Origin of the sequence: Pseudomonas cichorii, assembly GCF_003700275.1 — a bacterium.
In the GTDB taxonomy this organism is placed as follows: Bacteria; Pseudomonadota; Gammaproteobacteria; order Pseudomonadales; family Pseudomonadaceae; genus Aquipseudomonas; species Aquipseudomonas cichorii_B.
Genome location: NZ_RBRE01000057.1, coordinates 147,328 through 161,608, shown reverse-complemented (window position 1 = coordinate 161,608; position 14,281 = coordinate 147,328). Strand labels below are relative to the sequence as shown.

Annotated in this window: 13 protein-coding genes; 8 read left to right on the top strand and 5 right to left on the bottom strand. The window is 60.3% G+C overall.

What is annotated here, in order from left to right; translation table 11 throughout:
• Positions 1-67 precede the first annotated feature (67 nt).
• The 3 genes from ALQ04_RS15750 to ALQ04_RS15740 form a co-directional block, all read right to left on the bottom strand.
• Positions 68-838 carry a molybdopterin-dependent oxidoreductase gene (locus ALQ04_RS15750; RefSeq protein ID WP_122316671.1) on the bottom strand — a complete coding sequence of 257 codons (771 nt, stop codon included), beginning with the start codon at positions 836-838 and terminating at the stop codon, positions 68-70.
• Positions 831-1,454, bottom strand: a complete 624-nt coding sequence (locus ALQ04_RS15745; protein ID WP_122316694.1) for a cytochrome b/b6 domain-containing protein — start codon at positions 1,452-1,454, stop codon at positions 831-833. Before ALQ04_RS15745 ends, ALQ04_RS15750 begins: the two co-directional genes overlap by 8 nt.
• Before the next feature lie 143 nt (positions 1,455-1,597).
• Positions 1,598-2,203: a hypothetical protein gene (locus tag ALQ04_RS15740; RefSeq protein ID WP_122316670.1), complete on the bottom strand. Its 606-nt coding sequence runs from the start codon at positions 2,201-2,203 to the stop codon at positions 1,598-1,600.
• 203 nt (positions 2,204-2,406) lie between these two features.
• On the opposite strand from ALQ04_RS15740, the gene ALQ04_RS15735 reads away from it, so the two are divergent.
• Positions 2,407-3,102 carry a heavy metal response regulator transcription factor gene (locus tag ALQ04_RS15735; RefSeq protein ID WP_122316669.1) on the top strand — a complete coding sequence of 232 codons (696 nt, stop codon included), beginning with the start codon at positions 2,407-2,409 and terminating at the stop codon, positions 3,100-3,102.
• Positions 3,075-4,466: a heavy metal sensor histidine kinase gene (locus ALQ04_RS15730; RefSeq protein ID WP_122316668.1), complete on the top strand. Its 1,392-nt coding sequence runs from the start codon at positions 3,075-3,077 to the stop codon at positions 4,464-4,466. Before ALQ04_RS15735 ends, ALQ04_RS15730 begins: the two co-directional genes overlap by 28 nt.
• Here the strand turns inward: ALQ04_RS15730 and ALQ04_RS15725 are convergent.
• Positions 4,463-5,131, bottom strand: a complete 669-nt coding sequence (locus tag ALQ04_RS15725) for a polysaccharide lyase family 7 protein (protein ID WP_122316667.1) — start codon at positions 5,129-5,131, stop codon at positions 4,463-4,465. The genes ALQ04_RS15730 and ALQ04_RS15725 overlap by 4 nt on opposite strands.
• Before the next feature lie 455 nt (positions 5,132-5,586).
• A complete protein-coding gene (locus ALQ04_RS15720) occupies positions 5,587-6,933 on the bottom strand; it encodes an HD domain-containing phosphohydrolase (protein ID WP_122316693.1) in 1,347 nt (448 codons plus the stop codon).
• 189 nt (positions 6,934-7,122) lie between these two features.
• Here ALQ04_RS15720 and ALQ04_RS15715 point away from each other — a divergent pair, with 189 nt between their 5' ends.
• The 6 genes from ALQ04_RS15715 (at position 7,123) to ALQ04_RS15690 (ending at position 13,711) form a co-directional block, all read left to right on the top strand.
• A complete protein-coding gene (locus tag ALQ04_RS15715; protein WP_122316666.1) occupies positions 7,123-8,520 on the top strand; it encodes an ATP-binding protein in 1,398 nt (465 codons plus the stop codon).
• Positions 8,521-8,648: 128 nt separating this feature from the next.
• Complete coding sequence (locus tag ALQ04_RS15710) at positions 8,649-9,101, top strand: MarR family winged helix-turn-helix transcriptional regulator (protein ID WP_122316665.1); 453 nt, start codon at positions 8,649-8,651, stop codon at positions 9,099-9,101.
• Positions 9,098-11,185: an FUSC family protein gene (locus tag ALQ04_RS15705; RefSeq protein ID WP_122316664.1), complete on the top strand. Its 2,088-nt coding sequence runs from the start codon at positions 9,098-9,100 to the stop codon at positions 11,183-11,185. Before ALQ04_RS15710 ends, ALQ04_RS15705 begins: the two co-directional genes overlap by 4 nt.
• The gene (locus ALQ04_RS15700) at positions 11,182-11,391 is read left to right on the top strand and encodes a DUF1656 domain-containing protein (RefSeq protein WP_122316663.1); all 210 of its coding nucleotides are present in this window, start codon (positions 11,182-11,184) and stop codon (positions 11,389-11,391) included. Before ALQ04_RS15705 ends, ALQ04_RS15700 begins: the two co-directional genes overlap by 4 nt.
• Complete coding sequence (locus ALQ04_RS15695; protein WP_122316662.1) at positions 11,388-12,272, top strand: HlyD family secretion protein; 885 nt, start codon at positions 11,388-11,390, stop codon at positions 12,270-12,272. Before ALQ04_RS15700 ends, ALQ04_RS15695 begins: the two co-directional genes overlap by 4 nt.
• Positions 12,269-13,711 (top strand): efflux transporter outer membrane subunit, encoded by a 1,443-nt coding sequence (locus tag ALQ04_RS15690; RefSeq protein ID WP_122316661.1) that lies wholly within the window; start codon positions 12,269-12,271, stop codon positions 13,709-13,711. Before ALQ04_RS15695 ends, ALQ04_RS15690 begins: the two co-directional genes overlap by 4 nt.
• The last annotated feature ends 570 nt before the right edge of the window (positions 13,712-14,281 follow it).

Here is a 14,281-nt window from a genome sequence, read left to right as displayed (position 1 = left end):
GCCCCCTCCCAAAAAGTGAATTGCCTGTGGACGGAGCTTGCTCGCAACGGGGTCAGGTTGTGAACACTCAAATCCCGCTGAACCAGTTATATCCCTGATCCTCCCAATACCCGCCCGGATTTTCGTTGCTCACGATTATCTCGACGATGTGCTTGGGGTTCTTGAAGCCCAGTTTGGTAGGTACCCGCACGCGCAGCGGATAGCCGAAATCGGGCGGCAAGGCGACGTCGCCGAAGTCCAGCGCCAGCAGAGTCTGCGGATGCAGCGCGGTGGGCATGTCCAGGCTTGAGTAGTAACGGTCGGCGCACTTGAAACCGACAAAGCGCGCCGTGGTATCCGCCCCGATATATTCCAGAAAGGTCCTGAGCGGCACGCCGCCCCACTGCCCGATGGCGCTCCAGCCTTCGATGCAGATCAGCCGCGTGATGTCCGTACGCTGTGGCAGCTTGCGCAAGGCTTCCAGCGTCCACGGCTGCCGGTCGCGAACCAGTCCCGAGACGGCCAGTCGATAATCGGCCAGCTCCAGTTCGGGCACGTTGTATTCCGGGTAAAAGGCATTGAACGGGAACGGATTGGTGATCTGCGCCTTGCTGTAGGTCGGCGCCAGTTTCTGGCCGTTGAACAGCCAGGCCTGGACCCGGTCGTTCCAGCGCGACATGGCCCACAGCACCTTGTCCACCTGATCGCCATCCTGCAGGTTACAGCCACTGAGCATCGACATGGCGCCCACCGTCAGCCCGGCGCGCAGGAACGAGCGACGTTGAATATCCACCAGTTGTTTTTGTTGCGCGGGTTCCAGGCGAATGCGCTGGGTAATGCGTTTACGGGGTTCATTCATGGCCGGGGTTTCCGTTTTCAGCCGGCATCCGCCCGCCAGTAATCATGGGCAACAAGGTGCGCGGAACCAGTACCACCAACAGCAAGTGAACAATGACGAACGCACCGATGGCCGCCATCGCGGCAAAATGCACCCAGCGGGCAGCGTCGTAGCCGCCCATCAGGCTGGCCAGTTCCTGAAACTGCACCGGCTTCCAGAGCGCCAGCCCGGACAGGACGATCAGCAGCCCCATGGCCAGCACCAACCAGTACATCAGGCGCTGCACCGCGTTGTAACGGCCCTTGATATGGGCCAGGCGCAAGCGCAAGGCATCGACGATATCGCGCTTCACTTCGCCGGGCCGTACCGGCAACAGGTCGCGCTTGAAGTGACGGCTGAACACGCCATACAGCACATACGCAAGGCCATTGATCACCAGCAGCCACATCACCGCAAAATGCCAGGCCAGCGAACCACCCAGCCACCCGCCAAGGGTGAGGGATTTGGGAAAGGTAAAGGCCATCAGCGGTGCGGCGTTATAGATGGCCCAGCCGCTCATGAACATGCAGAGCATGCCCAGCGCATTGACCCAATGGGTCAGGCGCACGGGCCAGGGATGAATGGGACGGGTCTTCATGATGGTTTCTCTCGAAAGCTGATCGAGCCGTGGGAGCGAATTCATTCGCGAAGACATTCTTTCTGACGACACAAATGCTGTGAATGTACGGGCCTCTTCCCGGATAAATCCGGTCCCGCCTCATGAATTCGCTCCCGCGTCAGTTACATCGGCGGCGTATAGCCATCCTTGCCTACCGCAATCCCGCGGGCGGACTTGCCGTCATCGGCAGGGAACAGCACGATCTTCGCTCCAGCCTTCAACTCACTGCGCTGGCCCGGTTCGACGTAGGCGACCGGCACATCCTGTGGCACTACCAACTGTTTCTCGCCACCCTTGTACAGCACGGTCAAGGTACGGCCATTGGCCTTGGACAAGGTGCCGACCGTGCCGTTGGTCATGGTGCCGGTGCTGCCATCGGCGTTTTCCCAGCCATAGTGGCCTTCGCCACTGCCTTTGAGGCTGGCTTCAAACACCGTGACTTCCAGCGCCTTCAGCGTGCCGTCGGCCTGAGGAATTGCTGCCGAGCCGACAAAGCTTTCCGGCTTGATGGTGTCCAGGTCGGCCTTGGAAACCAGGCGGATGCCGGTCTTGTCGGTCAACTGGATGCTCTGCTGCTGGCCGGCGCGAGTGGTGAAGTTCAAGGTGTCGGCCTGCAGACTCTCGACCGTGCCACGCATCGGTTTGACCACCGGCATATCGGCAGCCTGAGTCATGACGGCGGCGCTGAGCAAAAGCAGGCCGAAGGTAGTGGAAAGCGCAGTCTTCATCGGTAATTCCCTGGCAGATTGAATGGAGCGCCATCATTACTCCGCTACCGGTACTGCAAAATGACCCGCCCATGACATTTTTGTCATTCACCGAATGCGAGCCGATCAATGACAAAAATGTCACCGACTCGCCGCTGGCAACTGGTTAGACTGCCGGCACCGGCGCGACTGATGGCGCCTGCCTGAGTGTAGCCAGCATCACAATGCATATCCTGCTGATTGAAGACGACACCAAGACCGGCGAGTACCTGAAAAAAGGCCTCGGCGAATCCGGCTACCAGGTCGACTGGACGCAACATGGCACCGACGGCCTGCACATGGCGCTGGAAAACCGCTATGACCTGATCGTGCTGGACGTGATGCTGCCCGGCATCGATGGCTGGCAGATCATCGAAGTATTGCGCGCCAGGCAGGATGTGCCGGTGCTGTTTCTCACCGCCCGCGACCAGTTGCAGGACCGCATCCGCGGTCTGGAACTGGGTGCCGACGATTACCTGGTCAAACCCTTTTCCTTCACCGAACTGCTGCTGCGCATCCGCACCATCCTGCGCCGGGGCGTGGTCCGCGAAGCCGATCACTTTCATCTGGCCGACCTGGAACTTGACCTGCTGCGCCGCCGCGTCACCCGCCAGCAGCAGGTCATCGTCCTGACCAACAAGGAGTTCGCCCTGCTGCATCTGTTGCTGCGTCGCGAAGGCGATGTGCTGTCCAGAGCGCAGATCGCCTCCGAAGTCTGGGACATGAACTTCGACAGCGACACCAATGTGGTGGACGTGGCGATCAAGCGCCTGCGCAGCAAGGTCGACCTGCCCTACCCGGTCAAGCTCATCCACACCGTGCGCGGCATCGGTTACGTCTGCGAGGTACGGCCATGCACCCCGGACGCCAGCCATCCCTGACCCTGCGTTCGACCCTGGCCTTTGCTCTGGTGGCCATGTTCACCGTGGGCGGCGCAGGGCTGTATCTGTATCAATCGATCAAGCAGACCGTCATGCAGCGCAGCGACCATGCCGTGCTCGCCCGGCTGGATCATTTTCGCAAACTGCTGCGCTATGACCTGACCCTGGACAACCTCAAGGGCAGCCCGCAGTTGTTCGAGAACATGCTCGACAGCGAAGACGACATCTTCATCATTGGCGAACCGGGCAAGGCACCGGTAATTGCAGTGAACCCCAAACGTGCGCCGCTGCCCGAACTGCCGACCGTCGCTCAGGATCAGGCGCTGCGTGTCGACGATCTGCGCAGCGGCATGAGCCTGCAAGGTGTACCGCTGCGGGCGGCGTCGGTGCAGGCGCTGTCCAATGGCGTGGAGTTGCGCTTGCAGGCGGCGCACCTGATGGTCAAGGAGATGGCCATGCTCGCCAGTTTCCGGCAAAGCATTTATGCCGCCGTGGCCCTGACCTTTGTACTGACCGCCTTGCTCGGGCATGTGTTGCTGCGGCGCGGATTGCGCCCGCTGCGGCAAATGGCAGCGCACGCGGCCAGCATCAGCCCGACCAGCCTGCATAGCCGCCTCGACAGCCGTAATACTCCGGTGGAACTGCAGCAACTGAGCGAGGCGTTCAATGCCATGCTCGACCGGCTGGACGATGGCTACCAGCGCCTGACCCAGTTTTCCGCCGATCTGGCCCATGAGATCCGCACCCCGATCGGGTCGCTGATGGGGCATTGCCAGGTTGCGTTGCGGCAAAATCGCAGCGCGGACGATTATCAGGCCCTGCTGGCTTCCAACCTTGAAGAGCTGGAGCGGATTTCCCGGCTGGTGGAAAGCATCCTGTTTCTGGCCCGCGCCGACGAAGCCCAGGCAGTTCTGGAGCGCCAGCCTCTGCAATTGCAGGACGAACTGCAACGGGTGACGGGTTATTTCGAGGGTTTGGCCGAAGAACGGCAACTGGATCTGCAGGCCAGCGGCCAGGGCCGCCTCGACGCCGATCCGATCCTGCTGCGCCGGGCCTTGAGCAATCTGCTGGCCAACGCCATTCGCTATGCCGATGAAGGCAGCGGAATTCTGATCCGGGTCGTTCAGCTCAAGCATGAACAGCGGATCGAAGTGGAAAACCAGGGTCCCGTCCTGCCCAAGGCAACCCTGGACCGGCTGTTCGACCGTTTCTACCGCGGCGACTCGTCGCGCCATCAAAGCTCCGACTCCAACGGCCTGGGGCTGGCCATCGTCGCGGCAATCATGCACTTGCATGGCGGTCGCGTCGAAGTGGCACAGCCACAGCCCGGAAGAATCTGCTTCAGCCTGGTATTTGCCGCCTAGGCCTTTTTGTCGTGGGCGATAGTCAGTTTGTAGAAGGTAGCTGCGCCCCCTTCCGTCGTGTACCCGGTGTTGTCCTGGGTGTAGACCCCCGCCTTGAAGTAAAACAGCTTGGTGCTCCAGGTCGGGTCGAGCGTGACGTTCCAGATACTGTCGAAGGCCGTGACGCTGAGGTTGCCTGTCGGTGTCAGGTTGATGTTGTAGTCGAAGCGCTGGTTGAGCGGCACACCCTGGGCAATGATGATCACTTCAATCTCGGCATCCGGACTGCGCCGAAGCTTGGCAACGATATTGCCGGACTGCAGTTTTTCCTTGTACTGGTACTCGACCTTGAGCAACGGCTCGTTGCTGCCATAGCAGTGAATCTGACCGATCACGATCTTGCCGTTCGACGGCACCTGGTTGACCGTCAACGACGCCCGCAGAAAGTTGTCCGCCTTGGGGTAAGACCAGTTGTTGGCCCGACCGTCAGCAGTGGTTTCTCGCAGTTCACTGCGCGGGTACTTGGCATTTTCCGTTGTGGACCCGGTTACCGGCGCCCAGAAAAACAACGTGTTACCGGAGCGAAAATATCCATCCTGATAACCACCGACCAGTTTGGGGGTATCGATGATGGTGGCTGGAGTCCCGACAGGTACGGACAGATTCCAGGTGGCGAGGTCGATCATGGGGTTGCTCGCAAGGTACGCAATGCGCACCGACAGGATGGCTCTGGAACGGGCTTGAGCGCCCGCTGGATTCGTCGAGACTATCGGCTGAATCGTTTATTTTTTAAACACCACCCAACGGTATATTGGCGTCAAAAGAAAGTCGCCAAACCACCAAAGCCATTACTTTGATGCCATTTGTATCCAAAATTTGACAAGTCGGTTTTTTGCTCTAAGCAGCGATTTATTTGGAAATGCCCTCGAATGGATTGCGTCATTTTTTTGAATGGCAACCGGCGAAATGGCGGCTTTTACAGAAAAATAGCCGACAGACGGTAGCGATTATTTTCTAAAGCACGGAACTTTTCGCGCTGAAGATTGACCTCGCGACCGTTCGTCGGTGATTTTTCATGCAGACAGACAGGCCCATGGCTGCAAATCGCAGCATGGGCCTGGTCATTTTCAGGCGGGAGTTTTCAGGCAGGAGAAAGGACCGGTTCAGGCAAACGGATGAAGACGGTGTAGCTGCCGCCTTCCATGGCCTCGAAGGCAATCAGCTTATCGACCAGAGGTTCGCTGAGCACCTTGCCGGCATTGAGCAGCAGCATGCCGTTGTCGGCATTCAGGTTACGCGCCAGGACCATGCCGGCGCTCAACTCCCGGGCTTTCATGGCCTTGACCAGCGGATCGCCCAGGGTGATGTCGGAACGGTAAACCGCGCAGGCCTTGATGAAACCCTCCAGCAAGCCCGGGTCATACCAGCGCCCGCTGTATTGGCGAATGAATACCAGCGCTTCGTCGCTGTTCATGCGCCGCTGAATGATCAGGCCATGCTGCAACTCGATGAAATCCACCGCCAGCTTGAGCAGCCGCGCCCCGAAGGGAATCGCCTCGCCCTTGAGCCGGTCCGGGAAGCCGCTGCCGTCCCAATGCTCCTGATGATGCAGGATCAGGCGGGCCGCATCGCGCATCGGATCGAGGGTCATCAGCAACGATTCGCTCTGTTTCGGATAGTCCCGATAACGCTCGCGCTCGATGTGCGACAACTGATCGGCCGGTGCCCCGATCATGCTGTCGCTCCAGGCCAGCTTGCCGATATTGTGCAGCGCAGCCGCCATGCACAGGTCGCGGCGGCTGGTTTCATCGATGGCGTGAACCTGGCAGTAGGTGCGCACCAGATCGATGACCTGCCGGTTGGTCTGCTTGTCGGCAGGCAGGCGCTGGTTGACCAGCAACGAGAACACTTCGGCACTGGTGGCATAGCTGTGCTTGAGTTCGTCGTAGGCCAGATCGAGCATATCGGCGGTCTGCTGCACCTCGGACGTACGCGCCAACACGCGCTTCTCCAGAGTGGCATTGAGCAGTTGCAGCGCTTCGTTCTGCTCGTGACTCAGTTGCTCAAGACGCTGACGTTCACGCTCTGAATACTGATGTGCCAGGGCCTGACGCAGGGTCAGCAGCATGTCATCGTCATTCCAGGGCTTGCTGATGTAGCGATAGATACCGCCTTCGTTGATCGCCTTGACGATCATGTCCAGATCCGCATAACCGGTCAGCAGCAGGCGCATGGTGCCCGGATATTGCGCGTGAATCCGCGCCAGCAGCGTCGAGCCGTCCATATGCGGCATGCGTGCGTCGCTCATCACCAGATCGATGGGGTGTTGCGCCATGATGCCCAGCGCTTCTTCGCCGCTGGTGGCGCAATGGAGGGTGTACCCCTGGGTCCGCAACAGACGGCGAAGGCTGCTGAGAATCAGCTCTTCATCGTCGACCAGAAGCACGTTCGGTTTGTATGCACTGACAGAAACAGTCTTGTCGTCCATCGCGAGAACCTCGCTCGGCGGTAGTGGCACATTTTTCTTGTGAAGTGCCAGGTCATCATGCGCTTCGACCTTGCCCTGAGCATAGCCGGGCACTGAAAAATAGTGGCACTTTGCAATTATTTCCGATGAAAGCTCATCCACAGCGCTATGCTCAAGGCAGTCAAGAACGATACTCGTCACAGGTGAACCATGAAAATCCTGTCCAACCGACGCATCCTTCTGATCGACAGTACACCCGCCACCCACGAAGACTTTCGCAAGGCGCTGGTCCCGGACAGCAGTGGCCAGACGGACCTTTACCTGATCGAAGCGGCGCTGTTCGGCAATGACATGCCGATCATTGCCCACCACTACCAGCTCGACTGTGTCTACAACGCTGAGGACGGCCTGCTCAATGCACAGCAGGCAGTGGATGACGGGCAGCCCTACGCACTGGCTTTCGTCGACATGCACCTGGCGGAAGATGTGCGGATCATCGAAAAACTCTGGCAGACCGATCCGCGCCTGCAGGTGGTGATCTGCGCCGCGCAATCGGATTATTCCTGGGAAACCCTGATTGACCGCCTGCAAGGCCATGACCGGCTGCTGACCCGGAAAAAGCCCTTCAACGACATTGAAGTCCAGCAACTGGCCCATGTGCTGACCACTAAATGGGAAATGACCGAGCTGGCCTCGGTGCAGATGGACCGGCTGGAACAACTGGTCGAGCAACGCACCGAAGAGCTGACCCGCACCAGTGAAGAGCTGAAACACGAGATCGACGAACGCAAACACCTGGAAAGCCAGTTGGTGCAATCGGAAAAACTGGCTTCGCTCGGGCAATTGGCGGCGGGTGTGGCTCACGAAATCAACAACCCGATCGGCTTCATTTCCTCCAATCTCGGCACCCTGGAGAGCTATTTCGCCCAGGTGAAGGAAATGCTGCTCGCCTACCGCGAAGCCGAGCAGGCGCTGCCGGCAGGTCCGCAGCGGGATCGCTTGAGCGAACTGCGCGAGCGCATCGAGCTGGATTACCTGATCGACGATATCCCGGTGCTGATCAGTGAATCCAAGGAAGGTATCGACCGCGCCGGCAAGATCGTCAAGGACCTCAAGGCCTTCTCCCGCGTGGACAGCAATGAACAATGGCAATGGGCGGACCTGCATCAAGGCATCGACTCGACACTGAACATCGCCGCCAACGAACTCAAGTACAAAGCTGACGTCATCAAGGAATACGGCGACCTGCCCCAGGTCGAATGCCTGCCCTCGCAGATCAATCAGGTGGTGATGAATCTGGTGGTCAATGCCGCTCAGGCCATTGGCGCCGAGCGCGGGCAGATCGTCATTCGCAGCGGTGTCGAAGCAGACAATGTCTGGCTGGAAGTGACCGATAACGGCTCGGGCATCGAAGCGCAGGTCCTGCAACGTATTTTCGATCCGTTCTTTACCACCAAACCGGTGGGCAAAGGTACCGGGCTGGGCCTGTCGCTGTCTTACGGCATCGTCAAAAAACATGGCGGCAGCATCAGCGTCAAAAGCGAAGTGGGCACCGGTACGTCCTTCAAAGTGGTGTTGCCGATCCAGCAGAGCAGAACCGCCAACTGACAGGCGATGACATGACCGTCGGGAAATTTACGGTTGACGGAAAGACTTTGTTACAGGATATTATTAGTTAGCAAGCTATTAATATCCTCACTAACAATATCGCTCCTAACTAAATTTCCGGTTCGCCCATGTCACTCGATTCACTCCACAGAGCCCTCAGCAGCGGTCTGGTCGCAGCCTCACGGCAATGGCGGCGTATCTGCCAGACCACGCTGTCCAGCTATGGCATCTCCGAAGCCTGCGCCGGTCCGTTGCTGGCCATCGCCCGCCTGGGCGACGGCGTGCATCAGGTGAAAGTGGCCCAGGCCGCCGGGATGGAAAGCCCGACACTGGTGCGCCTGCTGGACCAACTCTGCGCGGCCGGTATCGTCTGCCGCAGCGAAGACCCCAGCGACCGGCGCGCCAAGGCCCTGAGCCTGACCGAGCACGGCCGTACGCTAGCCAGTTCGATCGAAGCAGAACTGGTGCGTCTGCGCGCCAACGTACTGCGCGACATCGACTCTGCCGACCTCGAAGCCACGTTGCGGGTCTTCAAGGCCTTCGCCGATGCGGCCCAAGCCGACAACGCAGGCCAGCCGTGAACGGTTTCTTCGCCGGATTCCCGCCGGCCCGCGACTGGTTCTACGGCGTGCGCACCTTCGCCGCCTCGATGCTCGCGCTGTACATCGCCCTGCTCATGGAGATGCCACGACCTTACTGGGCAATGGCAACGGTCTATATCGTTTCCAGCCCGTTCGTAGGCCCGACCAGTTCCAAGGCGCTGTATCGCGCCCTCGGTACGCTGGCCGGCGCGGCGGCTTCGGTGCTGCTGGTGCCGCTGTTCGTGCAGACGCCTCTGCTGCTGGCAGTGGTCATTGGCCTGTGGACCGGCACCTTGCTGTTTCTGTCCCTGCACTTGCGCACTGCCAACAGCTACGCCCTGATGCTCGCGGGTTACACCATGCCGCTGATTTCCCTGCCGGTGGTGGACAACCCGCAGGCGGTGTTCGAGATTGCCGTTTCGCGCACCGAAGAGATTTTCCTCGGCATCATCTGTGCCGCCGTGGTCGGCGCCATGTTCTGGCCGCGGCGCCTGAAACCGGTGTTCCAGGCCACCACGGAAAAATGGTTCAGCGACGCCAGCGCCTACAGCGAACGCTTCCTGAGCCGCAGCGTACAGGCCGAAGAAGTCGGCGCGCTGCGCAATTCGATGGTCGCCAGTTTCAACTCGCTGGAACTGCTCATCAGTCAGTTGAGCCACGAAGGCACCCGCAAACAGACAGTGCGCAACGCCCGGGAGCTGCGCGGGCGGATGATTCACTTGCTGCCGGTGATCGATGCGCTGGACGACGCGCTCTGGGCGCTGGAACGCCGCACGCCGGAGTTGCTGGCAAGCCTTTCGCCGCTGCTGGTGGAGGCCCGCAACTGGCTGGACCAAACTGCCAGTGGCCCGCAACTGGAACAATGGCAATTCCTGCATCGTGAACGGGAGCGCCTGCAACCCGATTCCGCGCACCTGGATGAGCGCGAGCAACTGCTGCTCTCCAACGCCCTGTATCGCCTCGGCGAATGGATCGACCTGTGGCTGGACTGTCGCACCTTGCAATACGCCATCGAAACCGACGACCAGTCGCAGTGGCGCGCGGTCTATCGGCACTGGCGGCTGGGCCGGCTCACACCTTTCCTGGATCGCGGCCTGATGCTGTATTCAGTGGTTTCGACCGTGCTGGCGATTATCGTCGCCTCGCTGTTGTGGATACTGCTGGGCTGGAAAGACGGCGCCAGCGCCGTGGCTCTGGCCGCAGTGTCGTGCAGTTTTTTCGCTGCCATGGACGATCCGGCGCCGCAGATCTACCGGTTCTTTTTCTGGACCCTGCTGTCGGTGGTGTTCGCCAGCCTGTACCTGTTCGTGGTGTTGCCCAACCTGCATGACTTTCCGATGCTGGTGCTGGCCTTCGCGGTGCCGTTCATTTGCGTGGGCACGCTGACCGTCCAGCCACGCTTCTTTCTCGGCACGCTGCTGACCATCGTTAACACTTCGTCATTCATCAGCATCCAGAGCGCGTATGACGCCGACTTCCTGAACTTCCTCAACGCCAATCTGGCCGGGCCAGCCGGTCTGCTGTTCGCGTTCATCTGGACGCTGGTGTTCCGCCCGTTCGGCGTCGAGCTGGCGGTCAAGCGCCTGACCCGCTTCAGTTGGCGCGACATTGTCAGCCTCAGCGAACCGGCTTCGCTGGCCGAACACCGGGTCATGGGCGTGCAGATGCTCGACCGCCTGATGCAGCAGTTGCCGCGCCTGACCCTCACCGCGCAGGACACCGGGATTGCCCTGCGCGAGCTGCGGGTGGCGCTGAACATGCTCGACCTGCTGGCCTATACACCGCGGGCCGGCGCGATTTCCCAGGCATTGCTGAAACAGGTGACCGAGGAAGTCGGCCGTTACTTCAAGGCCTGCATCAAGGCCGGTGAGCGGCTGCCGGCTCCCAAGGGCCTGCTGATGACCATGGACCGCGCTCGGCGCTCGCTGACCGACCAGACGATGGGCCAGGACCCGGCGCGGATTCACCTGCTGCATGCCCTGAGCGGCTTGCGTCTGGCACTGCTGCCGGGCGTGGAAATCGTCAGCGTCGGCGGAGAAATGATCGAACAACCGCCCTATGGCATTGATGGAGCACCGTCATGATTGGTGACCTGGATATCAGCGGGATCTTCGTGCCCACGTTCCTGGCGCTGATGGGCATCGCTTACCTGCTGTTCCTCGGGCTGCACGCGCTGTTGTCGCGCGCCCACTTCTACCGCCTGGTCTGGCACCGGGCTTTGTTCAATGTAGGTCTATACGCTTTGTTGCTCGGCGCCGTGGATACTCTCAGTCGATACCTGATGACATGAAAAAACCATTACTGACTTTGGGCCGCGTGGTCCTGACCCTGCTCGTTGTGCTGCTGGCCGCCGTGGTCGTCTGGCGCATGGTGATGTATTACATGTATGCGCCGTGGACCCGCGACGGGCATATCCGCGCCGACATCATCCAGATCGCGCCTGACGTGTCCGGCCTGATCCAGAAGGTCGAGGTGACCGACAACCAGCAGGTCAGCAAGGGCCAGGTGTTGTTCACCATCGACCAGGACCGCTTCCAGCTGGTGTTGCGCCAGGCGCAGGCGACGGTTGCCGAACGCCAGGAGACCTGGGAACAGGCGCGCCGCGAGAACAAGCGCAACCGTGGCCTGGGCAATCTGGTGGCCCGCGAGCAACTGGAAGAAAGCCAGTCCCGCGAAACCCGTGCCCTGTCGGCCCTCAACGAAGCCAAAGTGGCGGTGGACGCTGCGCAACTGAATCTGGATCGCTCGGTGATCCGCAGCCCGGTGGACGGTTACCTCAACGACCGCGCCCCGCGCCCGCATGAGTTCGTGACCGCAGGCCGCGCCGTGCTGTCGGTGGTCGACACGGCCTCGTTCCATATCGATGGCTATTTCGAGGAAACCAAGCTCGACGGCATTCATATCGGCCAAAGCGTGGACATTCGCGTGGTCGGCGACAACGCCCGCCTGAGCGGCCACGTGGTGAGCATCGTCGCCGGTATCGAAGACCGTGACCGCACCAGCGGCTCGAACCTGCTGCCCAACGTCAACCCGGCGTTCAGTTGGGTGCGCCTGGCGCAACGCATTCCGGTGCGCATCGCCTTTGACGACGTGCCTGCGGACTTCCGCATGATCGCCGGCCGGACCGCCACCGTGTCGATCATCGATGACCGGCAAGGAGCGGCCCGATGAAACATGCCACGCACATGGCCACGCTGGGATTGGGCCTGCTGCTGTCGGCCTGCCAGATGGTCGGCCCGGATTACAAGCTGCCCGGCGACAGCGCGATCAATCGCCCGGATCTACAAGGCGAACTGGCGGGCCAGTCGATCAACAGCATCTCGGCCCCGGTGCCAGAGCACTGGTGGCGTCTGTATCAGGACCCGCGCCTCGATGCGCTGGTGCAACAGGCCATGGCCTCCAATACCGACCTGCGGGTTGCCGCCGCCAACCTGCAACGTGCTCGCTACCAGACCGCCGAGGCCCAGGCCGCAGGCGGCTTTACCAACAGCGCAAAACTGGGCGCCCAGCGCTTGCAGGAATCCGGCGAAGCCTTTCTGCTGGCCGATAAGGTGCCGGTGGCCAATGTCGGCGATGTCGGCCTGACCACTTCGTATCAGTTCGACCTGTTCGGCACCCTGCAACGCGGCATCGAAGCGGCGCAAGCCAATGTCGACGCCAGCCAGGCCGCCGCCGATACCGCACGCATCACTCTGGTCGCTGATGTAGTACGTGCCTATACGCAGATCTGCGCTGCCAATGAAGAGCTACACATCGCCCAGGAATCGCTGGACCTGCAACAGCAGAGCGTGACCCTCAACCAGCGCCTGCGCGATGCCGGGCGTGGCGATGAAACCCAGGTAACCCGCTCGCAGACCCAGTTCAAATCCCTGCGCGCCGAGTTGCCGCGTTACCAGGCCTTGCGTCAGGCTGGACTGTTCCGTCTGTCGATGCTGCTGGCCAGGCCCGTGGAACAATTGCCGGCCGGCGTCAGCACCTGCAACGAACTGCCGCATATCGCGCAAGTCATGCCGGTCGGCGATGGCGCCGCCCTGCTCAAGCGCCGTCCGGATGTCCGGCAGGCCGAGCGGCATCTGGCCATGGCCACCGCACAGATCGGCGTCGCCACCGGCGAGCTTTATCCGGATATCAGCATTGGTGCGACAGTCGGCAGCATCGGCATCCTGGAAAACCTCGGCAAACCGGCAGCCAATCGCTGGGGCTTTGGTCCGCTGCTGAACTGGACCGTTCCGTCCAATGGCTCACGGGCGCGCATCCATGAGGCCGAAGCCTCGACCCAGGCCGCGCTGGCGCGCTTCGATGGCGTGGTGCTCAACGCCATCCGCGAAACCCAGACCGGCCTGGCGCAATACACCGCCCTGCTGGACCGCCGCGACGCCCTGAAAGAAGCCGAACAATCGGCCCAGGAAGCCGCCGAACAGACCCACCGTTTCTACAAAGCCGGCCGCGCCTCATTCCTGGCCGATCTGCAGGCGACCCGCACCTACACCGATGTTCGCGCACAGATGGCGGCGGCCAATACCCAGGTGGCGATGGGACAGATCGATCTGTTTCTGGCGTTGGGTGGGGGTTGGGAACAGGAAAAGAACAGCCCTCGGCACATACCTTGAGTTCACCCAATGCGGGGGCAGCCAAAGCCCCCTCAACCTTGCCAGATTCAAACAGTGGGACGACTTACTGTATTGAAATGCAAGATAAAATATCAATGCGATGTCCACCCCACCGAAAATTGGCATCAAATATTATCAGGATATTCAGCCGATTTTCGCTCGCCCCCATGAAAACGCCCGCCGTTCTTACAACGCCACCTGGTCTTTGATAAATGCCCGAAAACAGGGCAGCAGGCGTTGAATGGCAGACAAGGACGCTCTGTTGCCGCTCAAGAACATTTAATATTTTTTGAGCTTGCTAGCGGTTTTCAATAGTGCTATTAAATAGCAAGGCCATCACTTAGCCACCATTGAAACTATAATCAAGGATGACCGCCATGCATGGCGCACTTCTCTTCCAGTAGATCCCCACTCGACTGTAAAAACTTGTAATTTGACGATGACCCTGCCTTGCAGCGTTATAAGGCATTGCCCTGCACGTCAGATATCAACCGATAGAAAGCTGCCGACTTGATGTTATTCAAGTCCTGCTTTGTTGCGCCCGTATATATGCATTTATTGAACATAGAG

Coding starts and splice junctions, on each gene's coding strand:
- ALQ04_RS15700 (WP_122316663.1), top strand. CDS start 11,182: ATGATTGGTGACCTGGATATCAGCGGGATCTTCGTGCCCACGTTCCTG.
- ALQ04_RS15735 (WP_122316669.1), top strand. CDS start 2,407: ATGCATATCCTGCTGATTGAAGACGACACCAAGACCGGCGAGTACCTG.
- ALQ04_RS15730 (WP_122316668.1), top strand. CDS start 3,075: ATGCACCCCGGACGCCAGCCATCCCTGACCCTGCGTTCGACCCTGGCC.
- ALQ04_RS15720 (WP_122316693.1), bottom strand. CDS start 6,933: ATGGACGACAAGACTGTTTCTGTCAGTGCATACAAACCGAACGTGCTT.
- ALQ04_RS15740 (WP_122316670.1), bottom strand. CDS start 2,203: ATGAAGACTGCGCTTTCCACTACCTTCGGCCTGCTTTTGCTCAGCGCC.
- ALQ04_RS15695 (WP_122316662.1), top strand. CDS start 11,388: ATGAAAAAACCATTACTGACTTTGGGCCGCGTGGTCCTGACCCTGCTC.
- ALQ04_RS15710 (WP_122316665.1), top strand. CDS start 8,649: ATGTCACTCGATTCACTCCACAGAGCCCTCAGCAGCGGTCTGGTCGCA.
- ALQ04_RS15745 (WP_122316694.1), bottom strand. CDS start 1,454: ATGAAGACCCGTCCCATTCATCCCTGGCCCGTGCGCCTGACCCATTGG.
- ALQ04_RS15715 (WP_122316666.1), top strand. CDS start 7,123: ATGAAAATCCTGTCCAACCGACGCATCCTTCTGATCGACAGTACACCC.
- ALQ04_RS15690 (WP_122316661.1), top strand. CDS start 12,269: ATGAAACATGCCACGCACATGGCCACGCTGGGATTGGGCCTGCTGCTG.
- ALQ04_RS15750 (WP_122316671.1), bottom strand. CDS start 838: ATGAATGAACCCCGTAAACGCATTACCCAGCGCATTCGCCTGGAACCC.
- ALQ04_RS15725 (WP_122316667.1), bottom strand. CDS start 5,131: ATGATCGACCTCGCCACCTGGAATCTGTCCGTACCTGTCGGGACTCCA.